Source organism: Azonexus caeni (assembly GCF_048146105.1).
Lineage (GTDB): Bacteria > Pseudomonadota > Gammaproteobacteria > Burkholderiales > Rhodocyclaceae > Azonexus > Azonexus aromaticus_B.
In genome coordinates, this window is the sequence record NZ_JBKJAD010000003.1 from 75174 (window position 1) to 91409 (window position 16236).

Below are 16236 nucleotides of genomic sequence, written 5' to 3' on the forward strand. Positions count from 1 at the left end.
GCTGGGATCGAGGATGCCGAGCGCCTGTTGGGGCAGCAGCAAACAAGCTGCATGCGGCAGCGACCGCTTTCACGCCGATGGAACGGCTTGGGCGGGATGGCGTGCGGCCGGCGGTGTGCGAGCCGGGAGCCGCGATGTTCGGGAGCGCGCGGAAGCCGGTGGACGCTGATGGAGCTATCCCCTGGGGATAGCTCGCGAGGACATGGGGGGCGGCAACGTACTGCGGCCGCCCCCACGCCGGATCACTTCCTGCGCTTGGGCTCCTTCGACGCTGCCGGTTCCTGGGCGGCCTGGGGCTTGGGCTGCGCGTCCTGTGCGGTCTCCTGCGATTTGGGGCTCAGAACGACGGACTCGATGCGGAACGGCAGGATGCCGACGCTGCGCGCGTTGATCTGCCAGGTCTCGCGCGGCTGATCCTCGTTGTCGGTCCAGGGTTCGCGCTCCATGCGGCCGACGACCAGCACGCGCATGCCCTTCTGGTAAAGGTCCTTCCAGTGTGCGGCGTCGCGGTGCCAGATTTCCACCGGCGCCCAGAAGCCGCCGCGGTCCTCGAAGTCACCGCCCTTGGTGGGAACGGGGTTGTCGAAATACACGTTCAGCCGCAACAAGCGCCGCGGTTCGTCGTTGCCGTTGGGGAACTCCCGGTACTCGGGGGGCGAGCCGATGTTGCCTTCGCCCGAAAAATGCGTGCTCATGGTGCAATCTCCTTGGTGGTTGAAATACCCGTGCCATGTCGGCGTCGGGCGCGTGCTGGGGTGCCCGACGCGATCACCGATCGCGCACTCCGGGGGGTATGGACGCGAGCCGGCGCAGGTAGGCGTCTTCCGCCTCGGCGGCCTTGCTGGCGCACTCCTGGGCCTGCCTACCCAGGGTGTGCAACAGGCTGATCTGCATGTTCAGCGTGATGCGCTGCAGCTCGATCGCGTGCAGGTCGGCCAGCAGGTTGACCGGCGTGCTGGTGCTCGCCATCAGCTCCTGCCACAGGGCCACGCCCATGGCCGAGCGGTCGTTCCTGCGCCAGCGCAGGAACGTCGTTCCCGCGCCAGTGGTCTGCTGGGCCAGTTCCACGGGCAGCAGATGGAAGGGATGCCCACCGGCCTGTTGCAGCACTTGTCGCTGCGCCAGGCCGATCAACTCGTCGCGCATGGCGAAGCACTGGCTGGCCCAGGCCTCCAAGTCCCCTTTACCTTTAAAAGGCTTTAAAAGGCCTTTTAGAGAGGCCGCGTGTTCCAGGCGCATGAAGGCTCCCTGTTGCAGGCCCCGGAAGTAGCGGGTCGGCTGGTTCAGATCGCTCATGCGGATTCGTCCTCGCCGGCAGTGGCTGCGCCTTCGGACGGGTCGGCAGCAGCGGCCGCATCACCATCGACGCTGGTAGCGGCTGCGGCAGGATTCTCACCGCGCTGTTGCAGACCACGGCGCACCATGGGTGGCGCAAACGTCGAGCGGCGCGTGCCTTCGAGGACGTCCTGCGGCAACTCGCCGAACTTCTCCAGCGCGACCCGCGCTGCGGCATTCTTCGCCGCGAAATCGTCGCGGGTGCAGCCCGAGTAGCGGTACTGCTGGGCCAGCGAGAACAGGCTGCGCAGCGCGTGCGCGCCCTCGTTGAGCCAGCGCTCCAAAGTGCTGCGGTCGATCAGCGCGGTGTGGTGGGCGAGGATCAGCTTGCGCGCGATGTCGTCGTAGTCGGCCAGGAGATAGACGGCGGCAAAGCCCAACTGCGCATTGACGAACAGCGGCAGCTTGACGGGCTGCACGTTGAGGTTCTCGCCCAGGCTCAATGCCGCAGGCACGCCCGCCAGTGCCTGGTCCACTTGTTTGCGCAAGGTCTGCAGCGTGGTCCTGGTCTGGTCGAGCTTGTCCTCGATGCGCAGCATCCACCAGTCGCTGTAGGGGTCGTCCTGCTCCGAGCCGCGCTTCATCTTATTCATCACCGCGATGTAGCCGTTCAGGCCGACGATGCCGGGTCGCCCTTCGGCGGCGGCGCGGCCGTGCCAGATGCGGGAAGCGTGATGCGTGTGCAGCGTCAGCGACATCGCGCTGCGCAGGGAGCCGAGGTTGAGTTGCAATGGTTCGTTGCTGGTTGCCATGGTGAGCGCTCGCAGTTGGACAGGGAGCCGCCAGCATCCGCATGCAGCGGAAGGCAGTCAGTCAACAAACCGAAATGAGCCGGCCCCCGGTTCTATGCGCGCTGGCGGCGCAGCGCGCAACGGTCCCTTGGAGGCCGGAGCATTCACGTTGGCGCTCCGTGCCTCGGTCGTTGACGGTATGCGTACTGCACCGCACGTCGCGCTGCCGTTCGACACGATCCTTCGCCGCGCAGCCGTCCCCAGTGGACCGTTCCGTTGAGCGCCATGGAGGTCTGCTTCATGGTCTTGCAGGCGCTCTACTCAGGTTTTGCGCAGCATGTCGCGCCGTCGTCCGGCGTTTCACCACACAGCCGTCCCCTGGGGACCGTTTCTGCCGACCGCCAAGGAGGTCTGCTTCATGGCCTTGCCAGGCCCTGCGCTCAGGATTTGCGCAGCAGATCGCGCAGGCGCTCGATGTGCTGCCGGGCCACCGCGGGCGGCACGACGTTGCGCGGCGGCTCGGGCGGTGGCGCTCGCGCCGCCGATGGTGTTGGCGCTGCCGGGCTGGTCTGCTTGGCCCACGCATTGAACTCGCCGCGCATGGCGCGCTGGATGATGCCGAACAGGTACCCGGCGGGGTTGCGGATGCCATGCTTGCCGCACCGTGCGGCCCACTCGTCCAGCACAGCCTGCCGCAGGGCAGCGTCCACTTGCTGCAACGCCATCCTGGCGCCGGCTTGCTGTTCCGCCTTCAGTTCCGCGAAACGCTTGGGCCATTGCAGGTCGCCCAGCGCGCGCGCCTGCGCGGTAGTACGTACTTCATCAATACGACTACTACGTACTGTACGGTCCTGCTTCGGATTCCGAAGAGCGCCGTCTGGCGCGGGTTTCGGCCCTGCTTCGGATTCCGAAGAAGGGCGTTCGCCATTCCGAAGAAGGCTGGCGGGCCCTTCTTCGGAATCGTGGATCGCATCCTCCTGTGGATAACTTGCGGTGGCGGTGATGCCCTGGTCGGCCAGGCGCTCGGCGAGCACTTGCAGCCGCGACGGCAAGGTGCGTCCGGACAACATCGGGTCGTCCGCGATCTCCTGGAGGGTGTTGAGTCCCACCACCTGGACGGCCTTGGCGGAATGCCCCAGCGACTGGCTGACCAGGGCCAGGTAGTCGGCGTCGAGCTGCATGGCCTCGAACAGTGTCAGGGGTTCGTCGTGCAGGACGTAGAGGTTTCCGAGGATGCGGCCGGTCTTGGGGTCGCGCCGTCGTCGCACGAGGCTCAGCCAGCGCGTCAGGCGCAGCAGCGTCAGCGCCCGCGCGACGGTCTCGTGGGAGGCTTGTCCCGCGCAGGGCATGGACGCCAGCCATGGGCGCAACTGCTCATAGGTCGGGAACGTCGTGACGCCGTCGTCGTTGAGCATCAGCCGGAACACCTGCCAGGCGTTGCGCTCCAGCGGTGTCAGGCGGCGGTCGACGAACAGCCGCCGCGGCACGCTCTCGTGCCGATTGCCACTGAATAGGAAGGCGTCGCCGGACGCCGCAGGCGTGGGCACTGCCATGGGCGCTGGCGCGCGGGGATTTGGATTGGGCGTGAGGTCCTTCAGCGCAGCGTCGAACAGGTCGGCGAGTGCGATGGGGCCTTGACGCGGGGCTCGTGGGGCGGTGTCGTCCACGGCCATGGCCTAGTCCAATCCCTGATCGACCCAGTTCCTGATCGCGGCCCAGACCACCGAGAGCGGCAGTGACATGCCCTCGGCCAGGTCCATGGCCGCATCGAGAATCGAGGTCTCATCCTCCAGATCGACGTTCCTGCTGCTGGTCACGGCTTTCCATTGCCGCCAAAGTTCGGTGTCCTGGGTCTCGTCCAGGACGGGGTGGCGCCCCTTGCGCTTGGGCAGGCCGAGGATCTCCCGCCGCAGGGCGACTTCCTGATGGGTCAGGCCATAGAAGCGGCTGACCATCTCCGTGCTGGCCCCCAGCCGCAGCATGCGATCGACCGTGGCGATTTCCTTCTCCACGTCCTGTGCCTGGTTGAGCAGGCGCTGCAGCACTTCGCGGTTGACCGTGACCGAGCACCACGAGACGCTGGCGTTGGCCAGCACGCTGATCAGCGCGGGGTGCTTGAGCGCATCCAGCTCGGCCTCGCCGAAGCCCATGGCCTTGCAGCGGCGCAGTTGGCCGTTGCGAAGGTCATACAGCGCCTGGGCAATCACGGCCTGGTTGAGCGGATGCGATGTGGACATGCGGCCTCCCTCGCTCACGTCCCGGGCGCCGTGGTGCCGGCTTCCAGGTCCAGCAGACGCCGGGCCAGGCGGAGCAGCCGAAATAGCTTGACCAACGCCGTGTCGCTCAAGCGCCTTGTGCAGTCGCCGTGGTGTTGACCCTGGCCGTGCAGCAGTGCTGGCAAGTCGGCGGCGAGCTGCGCGCCATCCACGCCCGCTTCAGCAGTGGGCTGACCCGTCAGAGTGATGAGCAGCGCCAGCACCGCCCGGCCGAGCGGCGATGGTGCATGGGCGGGCGCGCAGCAAACGAAGCCGATGCCATCGGAGCGATCCTCGATGCACTCGTCCAGGGCTGCCTCCCCGGCGATCTCGCGCGCGAACTGCGCGATGTGGATGCGCAGCCGATCGGGCGTGTCCAGGCCGGCGTCGATGTACCAGACGTCGGAGATCGGATAGAGCCCGCCGGCTTGCACCGGGATGGACTGCAGCACGCTCGCCGAGAAGTCGGGCGGCAGCGCATCGCCCAACTGGTCGGCAACCATGCGCTGGATCGACTGCAGCCGTTCGGTCGTCGGTGCCGGCGAGACGATGTGCTCGAGAAGCAGATCGCCTGGTGCGGCCGTGGGGCTTTCCGTTGTCGTCTCTCGGGCCGTATCCTCGCGCAAGGTGGGCTCGGACGCCGGAGGGCTGGCGGGTGGAGGACTGGCCGCCGCTGCAGGCTTGGCGATGGACGATGCTACGCCCGGGGGAGGCGGCGTGCCGGCGGTGGGCGAAGGCAACGCCGGCGGCGCCGCAGGTGGCGTCGGGTCACTGACCAGCGCCCGGTGGCGGCTTTCCGATTCGGTCAGGTCCAGCGCCAACACGTCGTAGCCGATGCCCAGCAGCTCGGACATCTGGCCGATCAGCTCGTCCTGCACGCGCTGCGGCGCGAACTCGTCGCCCTGCGTGTCGAACTGCGCCAGCACCTCCTGAAAGAAGCTGTCGAAGTCCAGCGGCAGCGTGCGGTCCTTGGCATAGTGCTCCCAGGTGCGCTTGCAGGCCGTCCGCATGACCGACAGCCGCTCGACCTGGTGGCGCCCCAGGCCGCCATAGAGCACAGTGGGAATGGCGGGCAGCAGGTAGCGCACCGCGTCGGCCATGCGGGTGATGTGCGACCGCTGGACGGGGAACCCATCGGCCGCCAGGCGGCGGGCCAGTTCCGACTGGCTCAGGGCGGCGCTACTCTCCTGCTCGTAGAACTCGCGTGCTTTCTCGACGCCGAGCGCGCGCTCGATGAACGTGAGGCCACCGCGCAGTTCGTTCTCGGCAAGATGCCCGGTCAGCGCGACGATTTCACCGCGCTCCGGCCATGGCCGAAACAGGCACGATATGCGGAAGAAGCGTTCGTCCTTGGTCTCCGACCAGAGTTCGCGCAGGATCGCCAGCCGCGTGTTGCCGCCGTTGCGGATGATGTAGTGGTCCTCGCCGGGCCGGCGGGTGATGGCTGGCGCCGCGTCCAGGCCGCGCTCGCGGATGGACGCCTTGATTTCCTCGTAGGCGGGGTTGCGCTTCATGCGCGGGTCATGGTCGTAGGGCCGCAGCTGGTCCAGCGTCACGACCATGGGCGTGTCCGCGATCGGGTCGCTCAAGGCCGTAGCCGCTGGGCCGCTGCGCTCGAAGCCGGCCGCGAGCAGCTTGCCGGCCATGTCCTGCGAGGTCATGTCAGCCATGGCCGCACCCCTCGCAGTCCCCACGACCGCCGGCCGGCGCCATGCGGGCCTCTCGCTCGGCGCGGCGGATCTGCGCACGGGCGTTCAATTCGGCCCGGTGGTCGCTCGCGGTCGAACTGGTGTAGATCGCCGCGCAGCCGGCCTTGGTGAACTTGAGGTGCCCGCCCGGCGTGCGCTTGACGTGCCAGCCTTCACCGACCGCGAACTCGATCAGCGCGCGCAGCCGCTTGTGGCCGCGGGCCAGTTCATGTGCGTTCGCCATGGGACCTCCCGGCATCAAGAGGACGTGGCGGGCGACCGGACATTGCGGCAAATCTGTCCTGCCATTGCGGGAACAGCTCGCTTGCGAGCGCGCGCATCGTGTCGAGCGAGGCCGGCGCGACCCTGCCGGGCGGCTGGCGGTGCTCGACCCGATGCACCGGCAGGCCGCGCGTCGCGGCGCGCGGATAGGCTTCGATGGCTGGCACGTCGGTGGCGAGCACGCGGATGCCGGCATGGTCTTGGAACAGGTCGCGCAGGGCCTGCTGGATCAGTCGGGCGTTCGCCGACACCGGGTGGACGCGGTTGATGAGCAGGTGCAGCGGCGGCGGTTCGATGCCCAGGTGCCGGTACGGCGCGATGTCTTCGAGCAACTGCATGGTGCCGCGTCGAAGCTCCCGGGCCGCGAGGATTTCCGGCGTGACGGGCGACAGCGCAAGGTCGGAGGCGAGCACCGCCATCTCCAGCAGCACGGAACGCGCGCCCTGGGTGTCGATCAGCACCAGGTCGTAGAGGGGAGCAAGTGCTGGCAGCAGATGCCGCAGCCGCAGGCGGCCATCCGGCGCATGCAGCAATAAGGTGTTCAGCTCGCCCCGGTGGTCGTTGGACAGCACCAGGTCCAGGCCCGCGATGATCGTGCGGGACACGAGCTGGCCAAGGTCGCGCTCGTTGAAGGCCAACAGCTCATAGATGCCGCCCGGCGCGCGCTGGGTCAGTTCGTAGTAGGAGGACAAGGTGGGCTGCACGTCGAGATCGAGCAGCAGCACGCGCAGGCCCGCGTCCGCGGCGAGCCCGCCCAGGTTGGCGGCCGTCGTGGTCTTGCCGACGCCGCCCTTCGTTGAAATGATGGATACGACCTGCATGGCGCTCTCCGGCTGGGAATGGGAAGTCCGCGGGAGAACGGGTCAGGTCCGGTGGTTGAGGCGCTCGGCGATCCACTGGTCGATTTCGATCGAATCCCAGCCGACGGCGCGCACGCCCAGGCGCAGCGCCTGGGGAAACTGGCGCTTCTTCATCAGGTTGTAAATGTGGGCGCGTTTGAAGCCGGACTTGGCTTCGACTTCATCGAGCCGCAGGATGCGGCGCTCGTTCGGCGGGAGTACAGGGGGCTGCGACATGGCGGTCACTCCTGAACGCTCGGTGGCGTTTGTTGGCGTGACCTTTATTCAATAGACCTGGCTGCGGAAAGACATTGCAAATGCAATCTCCGCGGTTGCACATACAAGCTGGAAAAACCTCATGCGCTTGCGCTACGGACGTACTTCCTGGCGTTGGCGAACTTGCCGTTCAAGGTTCGCTCCGTGATGCCCATGGTGCCGCCGAAGTGGGCGACCAATGCCGAGACGAGTGCCTCCTGTGTTTTGAAGCTGGAATAGGGCACACCCGAAGGGGACTGGCCCAGCATCAGCGTCAGCATCCCGCCGATGATGTTGAGATACGTCGTCTCCGCTCGCTCGCTGATCTCGCATTGCTTGGAAGCCAGCAGCGCGGTGGACTGCTTGAGCAAGGTGTCGCGCTGCTCCTGCAATTCCTGCATCTGGCGACGCGCATGCTCCAGGGCCGCCTGAAGGGCCAGTCGCTCGATCAGGATCGCCTGTCCTGTTTCCAAGGTGATAAAAGGATGCGCCATGCGTTCGCCACGGCTGAACAGGAATCCTGGCCGGTGCTCGGGATAGTGGTTGCGCATCCAGCGCTTCAGATCGACATGGCGAACGGTCAGATCCGGCGACTGCAGCAGCTTCGGATCATTGAGCGTGATGCCGTTCTGGCCGTAGGGCAGCTCCCCGTTGAGGATGCCGTCATAGATACGCTCCGAGTACAGCCGGCACTCATTCCATCGCGGGCAATTCAACGATGGAGGCAGGAAGCGCGGTGACGCGATCGCAGCCAGGATCATCGGCAGGTACCGCAGCAACCCGGCCCACCGTATGGCAGCCTCGATGGGACGATAGAACACCTTCGATGTTGGAATGTCCTTGTGCATGTCTTCGTCTCCTTTCGGAAGCGCTACATCACCGGCTCCTTTCTTGCCCTGCCAAGGGCTGCTGTGTCGTTATGACCTTCCGCGGGTGCCTGGGAAGATGCCCTGAACGTAGACGGGCGAGGTGATTGGTTTGGCGTCCGCTGTAGGTGGCCTCGTCTTGCTCGTTGTGCAAGAATCGATCGGTTGCCGGCCCATCGAGCGATGAGGACGAAAGCTCGATATTGGCGCTCACGGTACCAGCGTCATGCGCTGCGCTGTTCCCCGCAAAACCGATTTGGTATGGTCTGATACGGCGATGGTTTCAGAAGCTGCGATCAACGGCTTCTGTTCTCCGGGACCTAGGGTCGGCAGAGAAAATCCGGCGGTGTCATATCTGCCCCGGATGCTGATATAGCGATATAGCATCACCCGCGCAGGTCCAGATGACTGCCAACCTGAGATTCGATGCTCACAAGTCCGTAGCAGTTGGTCTACTTGCTCTCTGGTTTCGAGACTGGAAGTGTTGTCGTCCGGTCCGAGGTAGATGGGCGGGGTGATGAATGCCCTGGCATTCCAGGAAGTGGCTTTGCCTAACATGCTCATGGTAAAATTCCCCAGGCTTACTTTGGAATTCCGTTCGGGTGTACTCGGGCCGAGTTCTGGCTTTTAAATTCAACACTTTGGTCTGTCCATGACCCGTACCGCTTCGACCAACATCGCTCTGTGGTGGCGCTTCCAATAGGAAGCGGCATGTCGTTGCGGTCTTGACCGCACCTTGCCGCCGTACCGGCAGGCAAGGTTTCAAGAAGGCTCCCCGGCACGGCGGCTCCAAGATTTGAGGAGATTGCCCGATGCCCTTGGCACCCCAGCCCCGTCGTAGAACTGATGCCCCGCGCGCTGTGTCGCCGCGAGGGGTAGGTCTGTCCGCCCAGTCTCAGCACTTGGCCCTGGCATGCGGGCGCCGTCGCTGCGTCAGTACACCGCACTGGCGCACGCCAAGACATCTCTCAGGAGCCCTTGCTACCTTGAGCCAGCACATGCTCGCGCTTCGTCCATCGCAATCAACTGTCGATGTGTGTAATAAAGTGGGTAATGGAGGTTGTGTGTAATGGAAAACATTAATGAAATCAAGGACTTAGAATCATGAGACTCCTGATGATCGACAACTACGACAGCTTCACCTACAACCTGGTCCAGTATTTCGGCGAACTTGGCCAGGAGGTGAAAGTCTTCCGCAACGACGCCATCACGCTGGCCGAGATCGCCCGCCTCAAGCCCGACTACCTGGTCATTTCGCCCGGTCCCTGCGCGCCGGCGCAGGCCGGTGTGTCGCTGGCGGCAATCAAGGAATTCGCCGGCAAGATTCCGCTGCTCGGCGTCTGCCTCGGCCACCAGTCGATTGGCGAAGCCTTCGGCGGGCGCATCGTGCATGCCAAAACGTTGATGCACGGCAAGGTCTCGCCGGTGCACCACAAGAACGAGGGCGTCTTCCGCAACCTGCCCAATCCGTTGACCTGCACCCGCTACCACTCGCTGGCCATCGAGCGCGCCAGCCTGCCCGATTGTCTCGACATCACGGCGTGGACCGAGGACGGCGAGATCATGGGCGTGCGCCACAAGACGCTGGCCGTCGAAGGCGTCCAGTTCCACCCGGAATCGATCCTGACCGAGCGCGGTCACGACCTGCTCAACAACTTCCTCGAGGAGCACAAGCAATGACCCCGCAAGCCGCCCTCCAGCGCGTCATCGAGCATCGCGAAATCTTCCACGACGAAATGGTCTCGCTGATGCGCCAGATCATGAGCGGCGAAGTCTCGCCGGTGATGATCGCCGCCATCGTCACCGGACTGCGCGTCAAGAAGGAAACCATCGGCGAGATCGCCGCCGCCGCCAGCGTCATGCGCGAGCTGGCGACGCCGGTCAAGGTGCCCTACGACAAGCACTTCGTCGATATCGTCGGCACCGGCGGCGACGCCGCCCACAGCTTCAATATTTCCACCACCTCGATCTTCGTCGCCGCCGCGGCCGGCGCCAAGGTGGCCAAGCACGGCGGGCGCAGCGTGTCGTCGAGCTCGGGCAGCGCCGACGTGCTCGAAGCGCTCGGTGCCAACATCAATCTGTCGCCAGAAAAGGTCGCCGCCTGCATCGAGCAGTGCGGCATCGGCTTCATGTTCGCGCCCAACCACCACAGCGCGATGAAGCACGTCGCGCCGGTACGCCGCGAGATGGGCGTGCGCACCATCTTCAACATCCTTGGCCCGCTGACCAACCCGGCGGCCGCGCCGAACACCCTGATGGGCGTCTTCCACCCGGATCTGGTCGGCATCCAGGTGCGCGTAATGCAGCGCCTCGGCGCCGAACGGGTGCTGGTAGTGCACGGCAAGGACGGTCTCGACGAAATTTCGCTTGGCGCCGCGACCTTGATCGGCGAGCTGAAGGACGGCGAAGTCCGCGAATACGAGGTGCATCCGGAAGATTTCGGCCTGCAGATGCTGTCACTCAGGAACCTGCGCGTCGGTAGCGCCGACGAGTCGAAGGCGATGATGCTCGCCGCGCTCGACAACCAGCCGGGCGCCGCCCGCGAGATCGTTTGCCTGAACGCAGGTGCGGCGCTCTACGTCGCCAATGCCGCCGACAGTATCGGCGATGGCATCGCCAAGGCACGTGAAGCCATAGCCAGCGGCGCGGCGCGGGCCAAGCTGGCGCAGTTCGTCGAATGCACGAAAGCCCTGGGGGTGGCATGAGCGACATCCTGAACAAGATCATCGCCACCAAGCGCGAGGAAATCGCCGCCGGTCTGGCGCTCAAGCCGCTTGCTGCGCTTGAGGCCGAAGCCGCGCAGCAGGCCGCGCCGCGCGATTTCGTCGGCGCCATCCGCGCCAAGCTCGCGTGCGGCCAAGCTGCCGTGATTGCCGAAATCAAGAAGGCCAGCCCGTCGAAGGGCGTCATCCGCGCTGATTTCCGGCCGGCCGATATCGCCCGCAGCTACGCCGAACACGGCGCCGCCTGCCTGTCGGTACTGACCGACCGCCAGTATTTCCAAGGGGCGCCCGAATACCTGCAGGCCGCCCGCGCCGCCTGCAGCCTGCCGGTGCTGCGCAAGGACTTCATCGTCGACGCCTACCAGGTCGCCGAAGCCCGCGCCATGGGCGCCGACGCCATCCTGCTCATCGCCGCCGCGCTGAGCCTGCCGGAAATGCAGGCACTGGAGCGCCAGGCCATGGACTACGGCATGGCCGTGCTGGTCGAAGTGCACAACGGCGAGGAACTCGACGCCGCGCTGCAGTTGCAGACACCCTTGCTCGGCATCAACAACCGCAACCTGCGCACTTTCGACGTCAGCCTCGACACCACGCTCGGCCTGCTTGGACGCATCTCGCAGGAACGCATCGTGGTTACCGAGAGCGGCATCCTGAAGCCCGAAGACGTCCGTCTGATGCGCGAAAACGCAGTTCACGCTTTCCTTGTCGGCGAGGCTTTCATGCGTGCCGACGAGCCGGGCGAAGAACTGGCCCGGCTTTTTGCCTGACCCCTGTTGCATCGATGCAACAGAGTTTCACAATGTGTAGGAACTGTCCGGATTAAGCCTTGCCGCTCGCAACCCGCCCTTGCACAATGCCCTTCAACTTCTCGATCCGAGAGGTAAAGCTTGGCCGGTTCCGCAAGGGGGCGGCCAAAAACTAACCACTAAGGAGATTTTCTGATGCAAAAGAAGATTATCGCTCTGGCCGTCGCCGGCCTGGCTTCTACCGCTGCTTTCGCGCAGTCGAACGTTCAAATCTACGGTGTTGTCGACGTCGGCTACACCCGCTACTCCAGTTCCGATACGAGCGCCCTGAAGAGCCGCAATGCTCTGGACAGCGGCCTGCAATCCGGTTCGCGCATCGGCTTCCGTGGTACGGAAGATCTGGGCAACGGCCTGAAGGCTTCCTTCGTTCTGGAATACGGCATCGGTGTTGATACCGGTGCTGGCCTGACCGGCCCGGCTCGCCAGTCCTTCCTGGCCCTGTCCAACAGCTACGGTACCGTTGCCGCTGGTCGTCAATACACCCCGCAATACGGCCTGGTTTCCAAGCTTGATCCGTTCGGCGCCGGTACCACCGGTGACGTGACCTACGGCCGTGGCGTTTACGGCATGGGTGCTGCTGCTGTTCCGACCACGATCCGCCTGAACAACCTGGTTGCTTACGTTTCTCCGAACTTCAGCGGCTTCAACGTGATCGCTGGCTATACCGCTGACGGTCTGGGTGACGAAGACAACACCGCGAAGGGTGCCAAGAGCGCTGACGCCAAGATTTGGGCGATCAACCCGAACTACTCGAATGGCCCGCTGTTCGTTGGTTTGAACTACCACCAGGTCAAGATTGATGCTGCCGGTTACAAGGATCGCGTCTGGGATCTGGGCGCCAGCTACGACTTCGGCGTCGTCAAGCTCGCCGGCGTCTACGGTCAAATCAAGAACGACAATGTCGGCGTTGTTCTTTTGGGCGCCCCTGGTGGTGACAACTCCAAGGCCAAGCAGTGGATGGTCGGCGCCACCGTTCCGGTCGGCGCTGCTGGCAACGTTCTGGTTTCCTACTCGCGTAACAAGATCGACAGCGACTTTGCCGCAGCCGATGGTGCCAAGGCTTCCAAGTGGGCTCTCGGTTACACCCACAGCCTGTCGAAGCGCACCAACCTGTACGCTGTGTACTCCAAGATCAGCACCAACACCGAGGCTGAAGGCAGCTTCTCCGTCAAGGGTGGCGCTGCCATCGGCGGTGGTGCCGACGACTACACCTCTGGCCTGAACCTGGGCATCCGTCACCAGTTCTAATCCAGTTCAACTGGTTTAGTTCTTGTAACGAAAACGGCCACTCCTCGGAGTGGCCGTTTCTGTTTTTGCTCTTCGCTTTTCGGATTGACGGCGATTTTCTCGCCAACGCGGATAGGAAGAGGTAGCGTTTATTTGAACCTGGGCTTGGGTTTTTATCGGCGACGAGCCTGGTCGTCGCGTCATCCAGGGCGATAACGATGCTGCGGGGTCTGTGATGGCCCGCCGGCGTTTCGGAAGCGCAAGTCGGGTATTGCTGGCAGTCGGTTGGGTGTGCGGTGCAGTTGGCGTGGCTTAGCCGCTGACAATCAGGTTGTCGCGGTGGATCATTTCCGGCTCTTCAAGGTAGCCAAGAATGGCTTCGATGTCGGCGGTTGCCTTGCGGGCGATCAGGCGGGCTTCACCGCTGCCGTAGTTGGCCAGGCCGCGGGCGACTTCGTGGCCGTCCGGGGCGATGCAGGCGACGGCGGCGCCGCGTTCGAATTCGCCGTCGACGGCGACGACGCCGACCGGCAGCAGACTCTTTCCTGATTTGAGCGCCTTGACTGCGCCGTCGTCGAGCATGAGGCGGCCAGCCAGTTGCAGGTGGTCGGCCAGCCATTGCTTGCGCGCGGCCAGCGGTGGTGTTTCGGCAACGAGCAGGGTGCCGAGCGCTTCGCCGGCAGCCAGGCGCAGGATCGGATCGGTCTCGTGGCCGCTGGCGATCACCGTGTCGGCGCCGCTGCGGGCGGCGCGTTTGGCGGCGATGACCTTGGTGATCATGCCGCCGGTGCCGACGCGGCTACCGGCGCCGCCGGCCATCGCTTCCAGTGTCGGGTCGCCGGCGCTGGCCTGGTCGATCAGCGTTGCCGCCGGGTCCTTGCGCGGGTCGGCGGTGTACAGGCCCTGCTGATCGGTGAGGATGATCAGGGTGTCGGCTTCAAGCAGGTTGGCGACCAGCGCGCCCAGCGTGTCGTTGTCGCCGAACTTGATTTCGTCGGTGATCACCGTGTCGTTCTCGTTGATGATCGGGATCACGCCGAGGCCAAGCAGGGTATGCAGCGTGGTGCGGGCGTTCAAGTAGCGTTTGCGGTCGGCGAGGTCGTCGTGGGTGAGCAGGATTTGCGCGGTGTGCAGCCCGTACTTGCTGAACGCGGCTTCGTAGACTTCGACCAGGCCGGCCTGGCCGACGGCGGCGGCGGCCTGCTTTTCATGCACGGTCTTCGGCCGGCGGCCCCAGCCCAGGCGCTGGACGCCGCAGGCGACGGCGCCGGAGGAAACGAGGATGACCTCGCGTCCCTGTTCGCGCAGGGCGGCGATCTGCCGCGCCCAGCTGTCGATGGCGGCGAGGTCGAGGCCGTTGCCGTTGCTGGTGACGAGCGCCGAGCCGACCTTGACGACCAGGCGTTTGGCGGAAGCGAGGCGGCTGCGGCTCATTGTTCCTCGGCGGGCGTGTCTTCGTCGTCGTCGGCGATTTCCGGCCGGGCCATCTGTTCGAGGGCTTCCTGGATCGCGTAGATCAGCGGCTTGGTGCCGTCGCCGGTGATGGCGGTGATCGGGAACACCGGGCCGTCGTACTTGGTCGCCTTCTTGTAGGCCTTGAGGAAATCCTTGACCGCCTTTTCGCGCTCTTCCTCGGGGATCAGGTCGAGCTTGTTGAGGACCAGCCAGCGCGGCTTGTCGGCAAGCGCCGGGTCGTGCTTGACCAGTTCGCCGACGATCGCCTTGGCGTCGCGCACCGGGTCGGCCTCCGGATCAATCGGTGCGATGTCGACCAGGTGCAGCAGGATACGTGTGCGCTGCAGGTGCTTGAGGAAGCGGATGCCGAGGCCGGCGCCGTCGGCGGCGCCTTCGATCAGTCCGGGCACGTCGGCCATGACGAAACTCTTCTCGGCGCCGACACGGACCACGCCGAGGTTGGGATGCAGCGTGGTGAACGGGTAGTCGGCGACCTTCGGCCGGGCCGACGAGACGGCGCGGATCAGCGTGCTCTTGCCGGCGTTGGGCAGGCCGAGCAGGCCGACGTCGGCGAGCACGCGCAGTTCGAGGCTGACCTCGAATTCCTCGCCCGGCTCGCCCTTGGTGCATTGGCGCGGCGCGCGGTTGGTCGATGACTTGAAGTGCGTGTTGCCGAGGCCGCCCTTGCCGCCCTTGGCGAGCAGGACCTTCTTGTCGTGCACGTCGAGGTCGGCCAGCACTTCGCCGGTGTTCAGGTCCGAGATCACGGTGCCGACCGGCATGCGCAGCACGATGTCGTCGCCGCCCTTGCCGTAGCAATCCGCGCTGCCGCCGTTCTCGCCGCGCTGGCCGAGGAATTTGCGGGTGTAGCGGTAATCGACCAAGGTGTTGATGTTGCGGTCAGCGATCACGTAAACGCTGCCGCCACGGCCGCCGTCGCCACCGTTGGGGCCGCCCATCGGGATGTATTTCTCGCGGCGGAAAGTGGCGATGCCGTTGCCGCCGTCGCCGGCTTTGACGTAGATCTTTGCTTCGTCAATGAATTTCATGTTTTCCGCCTCCTGAAACTAAAAAGCCCCATCCGGCGGACAGGGCTTTGCGATTCCGCTGGACCGAAGTTTATTCGGCAGCCGGAACGATGGTGACCGTGCGGCGCTTCTTTTCGCCCTTGATGGCGAACTGGATGGTGCCATCCTTGAGCGCGAACAGGGTGTGGTCCTTGCCCATGCCGACGTTTTCACCGGCGTGGAATTCGGTGCCGCGCTGGCGAACGATGATGTTGCCGGCGAGAACGAATTGACCGCCGTAGCGCTTGACGCCGAGTCGTTGTGCCTGTGAGTCGCGGCCGTTACGCGAACTGCCGCCTGCTTTTTTGTGTGCCATTTGCTAGCTCCTTCTCTGAACTCAGGCAGCGATCGTGTCGATGCGCAGTTCGGTGTAGTTCTGACGATGGCCCTGGCGCTTCTGGTAGTGCTTGCGACGGCGCATCTTGAAGATCTTGACCTTGTCGTGGCGGCCGTGGGAAACCACGGTGCACTTGACGGAGGCGCCAGCAACGAGCGGGGCGCCGACCTTCACCGACTCGCCTTCGCCTACCATGAGGACCTGATCGAGGGTGATTTCTGCGCCAACGTCTGCCGGTATCTGTTCTACTTTGAGTTTTTGGCCAGCGGAAACGCGATACTGCTTGCCGCCGGTTTTTATGACCGCATACATGGTTGGACTCCGGGAATGAACTAAGGGTGCTACGAAGAACCGCGCATTATACGCAGAA

19 protein-coding genes are annotated in these 16236 nt (G+C 64.8%); 4 read left to right on the forward strand and 15 right to left on the reverse strand.

Features of this window, described 5'->3' with window-relative positions:
- Window positions 1–242: 242 nt before the first annotated feature.
- From ACLIIZ_RS05340 to ACLIIZ_RS05390, 11 genes are all read right to left on the reverse strand, one after another.
- Window positions 243–695: a single-stranded DNA-binding protein gene (locus ACLIIZ_RS05340; protein WP_003050391.1), complete on the reverse strand. Its 453-nt coding sequence runs from the start codon at window positions 693–695 to the stop codon at window positions 243–245.
- A 73-nt stretch (window positions 696–768) separates the two neighbouring features.
- Window positions 769–1296, reverse strand: a complete 528-nt coding sequence (locus ACLIIZ_RS05345; RefSeq protein WP_003050393.1) for a DUF3158 family protein — start codon at window positions 1294–1296, stop codon at window positions 769–771.
- Window positions 1293–2087: a PFL_4669 family integrating conjugative element protein gene (locus ACLIIZ_RS05350; RefSeq protein WP_003050396.1), complete on the reverse strand. Its 795-nt coding sequence runs from the start codon at window positions 2085–2087 to the stop codon at window positions 1293–1295. Before ACLIIZ_RS05350 ends, ACLIIZ_RS05345 begins: the two co-directional genes overlap by 4 nt.
- Window positions 2088–2506: 419 nt before the next feature.
- Complete coding sequence (locus tag ACLIIZ_RS05355; protein ID WP_003050398.1) at window positions 2507–3739, reverse strand: STY4528 family pathogenicity island replication protein; 1233 nt, start codon at window positions 3737–3739, stop codon at window positions 2507–2509.
- 3 nt (window positions 3740–3742) lie between these two features.
- Window positions 3743–4303 carry a DUF2857 domain-containing protein gene (locus tag ACLIIZ_RS05360; protein ID WP_003050401.1) on the reverse strand — a complete coding sequence of 187 codons (561 nt, stop codon included), beginning with the start codon at window positions 4301–4303 and terminating at the stop codon, window positions 3743–3745.
- Between the two features lie 14 nt (window positions 4304–4317).
- Complete coding sequence (locus ACLIIZ_RS05365; RefSeq protein ID WP_003050404.1) at window positions 4318–5991, reverse strand: ParB family protein; 1674 nt, start codon at window positions 5989–5991, stop codon at window positions 4318–4320.
- Window positions 5984–6253, reverse strand: a complete 270-nt coding sequence (locus ACLIIZ_RS05370) for a hypothetical protein (RefSeq protein ID WP_003050422.1) — start codon at window positions 6251–6253, stop codon at window positions 5984–5986. Before ACLIIZ_RS05370 ends, ACLIIZ_RS05365 begins: the two co-directional genes overlap by 8 nt.
- Window positions 6237–7112 (reverse strand): ParA family protein, encoded by an 876-nt coding sequence (locus tag ACLIIZ_RS05375; RefSeq protein WP_003050424.1) that lies wholly within the window; start codon window positions 7110–7112, stop codon window positions 6237–6239. The genes ACLIIZ_RS05370 and ACLIIZ_RS05375 overlap by 17 nt, the downstream gene beginning before the upstream one ends.
- Window positions 7113–7154: 42 nt before the next feature.
- Window positions 7155–7367, reverse strand: coding sequence for an AlpA family transcriptional regulator (locus ACLIIZ_RS05380; RefSeq protein ID WP_003050427.1), 213 nt, complete (start codon window positions 7365–7367; stop codon window positions 7155–7157).
- Window positions 7368–7486: 119 nt separating this feature from the next.
- A complete protein-coding gene (locus ACLIIZ_RS05385) occupies window positions 7487–8233 on the reverse strand; it encodes a hypothetical protein (protein ID WP_003050429.1) in 747 nt (248 codons plus the stop codon).
- Window positions 8234–8461: 228 nt separating this feature from the next.
- Complete coding sequence (locus tag ACLIIZ_RS05390) at window positions 8462–8815, reverse strand: hypothetical protein (protein WP_128457255.1); 354 nt, start codon at window positions 8813–8815, stop codon at window positions 8462–8464.
- 540 nt (window positions 8816–9355) lie between these two features.
- On the opposite strand from ACLIIZ_RS05390, the gene ACLIIZ_RS05395 reads away from it, so the two are divergent.
- The 4 genes from ACLIIZ_RS05395 to ACLIIZ_RS05410 all read left to right on the forward strand — a co-directional run bounded on the left by ACLIIZ_RS05395 (window position 9356) and on the right by ACLIIZ_RS05410 (window position 13028).
- Window positions 9356–9931, forward strand: a complete 576-nt coding sequence (locus ACLIIZ_RS05395) for an aminodeoxychorismate/anthranilate synthase component II (protein ID WP_416691097.1) — start codon at window positions 9356–9358, stop codon at window positions 9929–9931.
- A complete protein-coding gene (gene trpD / locus ACLIIZ_RS05400) occupies window positions 9928–10956 on the forward strand; it encodes an anthranilate phosphoribosyltransferase (protein WP_416691098.1) in 1029 nt (342 codons plus the stop codon). The genes ACLIIZ_RS05395 and trpD overlap by 4 nt, the downstream gene beginning before the upstream one ends.
- Window positions 10953–11741, forward strand: a complete 789-nt coding sequence (gene trpC / locus ACLIIZ_RS05405) for an indole-3-glycerol phosphate synthase TrpC (protein ID WP_416691099.1) — start codon at window positions 10953–10955, stop codon at window positions 11739–11741. Before trpD ends, trpC begins: the two co-directional genes overlap by 4 nt.
- Window positions 11742–11915: 174 nt before the next feature.
- Window positions 11916–13028: a porin gene (locus ACLIIZ_RS05410; RefSeq protein WP_416691100.1), complete on the forward strand. Its 1113-nt coding sequence runs from the start codon at window positions 11916–11918 to the stop codon at window positions 13026–13028.
- A gap of 291 nt (window positions 13029–13319) precedes the next feature.
- On the opposite strand, the gene proB is transcribed toward ACLIIZ_RS05410, so the two are convergent.
- The 4 genes from proB to rplU all read right to left on the reverse strand — a co-directional run bounded on the left by proB (window position 13320) and on the right by rplU (window position 16178).
- A complete protein-coding gene (gene proB / locus ACLIIZ_RS05415) occupies window positions 13320–14441 on the reverse strand; it encodes a glutamate 5-kinase (protein ID WP_416691101.1) in 1122 nt (373 codons plus the stop codon).
- Entirely contained in the window at window positions 14438–15511 is a 1074-nt protein-coding gene (gene cgtA / locus ACLIIZ_RS05420; RefSeq protein ID WP_416691102.1) for an Obg family GTPase CgtA, read from the reverse strand. The genes proB and cgtA overlap by 4 nt, the downstream gene beginning before the upstream one ends.
- A 70-nt stretch (window positions 15512–15581) precedes the next feature.
- Window positions 15582–15845, reverse strand: coding sequence for a 50S ribosomal protein L27 (gene rpmA / locus ACLIIZ_RS05425; RefSeq protein WP_076092045.1), 264 nt, complete (start codon window positions 15843–15845; stop codon window positions 15582–15584).
- A gap of 21 nt (window positions 15846–15866) precedes the next feature.
- Complete coding sequence (rplU, locus tag ACLIIZ_RS05430; RefSeq protein WP_416691103.1) at window positions 15867–16178, reverse strand: 50S ribosomal protein L21; 312 nt, start codon at window positions 16176–16178, stop codon at window positions 15867–15869.
- Window positions 16179–16236 lie beyond the last annotated feature (58 nt).

What these genes read in the sequence shown, in the direction of transcription:
- ACLIIZ_RS05395 (WP_416691097.1), top strand. Translation starts at nt 9,356, where the DNA reads ATGAGACTCCTGATGATCGACAACTACGACAGCTTCACCTACAACCTG.
- ACLIIZ_RS05385 (WP_003050429.1), bottom strand. Translation starts at nt 8,233, where the DNA reads ATGCACAAGGACATTCCAACATCGAAGGTGTTCTATCGTCCCATCGAG.
- ACLIIZ_RS05370 (WP_003050422.1), bottom strand. Translation starts at nt 6,253, where the DNA reads ATGGCGAACGCACATGAACTGGCCCGCGGCCACAAGCGGCTGCGCGCG.
- rplU (WP_416691103.1), bottom strand. Translation starts at nt 16,178, where the DNA reads ATGTATGCGGTCATAAAAACCGGCGGCAAGCAGTATCGCGTTTCCGCT.
- ACLIIZ_RS05360 (WP_003050401.1), bottom strand. Translation starts at nt 4,303, where the DNA reads ATGTCCACATCGCATCCGCTCAACCAGGCCGTGATTGCCCAGGCGCTG.
- ACLIIZ_RS05365 (WP_003050404.1), bottom strand. Translation starts at nt 5,991, where the DNA reads ATGGCTGACATGACCTCGCAGGACATGGCCGGCAAGCTGCTCGCGGCC.
- trpC (WP_416691099.1), top strand. Translation starts at nt 10,953, where the DNA reads ATGAGCGACATCCTGAACAAGATCATCGCCACCAAGCGCGAGGAAATC.
- proB (WP_416691101.1), bottom strand. Translation starts at nt 14,441, where the DNA reads ATGAGCCGCAGCCGCCTCGCTTCCGCCAAACGCCTGGTCGTCAAGGTC.
- trpD (WP_416691098.1), top strand. Translation starts at nt 9,928, where the DNA reads ATGACCCCGCAAGCCGCCCTCCAGCGCGTCATCGAGCATCGCGAAATC.
- ACLIIZ_RS05345 (WP_003050393.1), bottom strand. Translation starts at nt 1,296, where the DNA reads ATGAGCGATCTGAACCAGCCGACCCGCTACTTCCGGGGCCTGCAACAG.
- ACLIIZ_RS05350 (WP_003050396.1), bottom strand. Translation starts at nt 2,087, where the DNA reads ATGGCAACCAGCAACGAACCATTGCAACTCAACCTCGGCTCCCTGCGC.
- ACLIIZ_RS05380 (WP_003050427.1), bottom strand. Translation starts at nt 7,367, where the DNA reads ATGTCGCAGCCCCCTGTACTCCCGCCGAACGAGCGCCGCATCCTGCGG.
- cgtA (WP_416691102.1), bottom strand. Translation starts at nt 15,511, where the DNA reads ATGAAATTCATTGACGAAGCAAAGATCTACGTCAAAGCCGGCGACGGC.
- ACLIIZ_RS05355 (WP_003050398.1), bottom strand. Translation starts at nt 3,739, where the DNA reads ATGGCCGTGGACGACACCGCCCCACGAGCCCCGCGTCAAGGCCCCATC.
- ACLIIZ_RS05390 (WP_128457255.1), bottom strand. Translation starts at nt 8,815, where the DNA reads ATGAGCATGTTAGGCAAAGCCACTTCCTGGAATGCCAGGGCATTCATC.
- ACLIIZ_RS05340 (WP_003050391.1), bottom strand. Translation starts at nt 695, where the DNA reads ATGAGCACGCATTTTTCGGGCGAAGGCAACATCGGCTCGCCCCCCGAG.
- rpmA (WP_076092045.1), bottom strand. Translation starts at nt 15,845, where the DNA reads ATGGCACACAAAAAAGCAGGCGGCAGTTCGCGTAACGGCCGCGACTCA.
- ACLIIZ_RS05410 (WP_416691100.1), top strand. Translation starts at nt 11,916, where the DNA reads ATGCAAAAGAAGATTATCGCTCTGGCCGTCGCCGGCCTGGCTTCTACC.
- ACLIIZ_RS05375 (WP_003050424.1), bottom strand. Translation starts at nt 7,112, where the DNA reads ATGCAGGTCGTATCCATCATTTCAACGAAGGGCGGCGTCGGCAAGACC.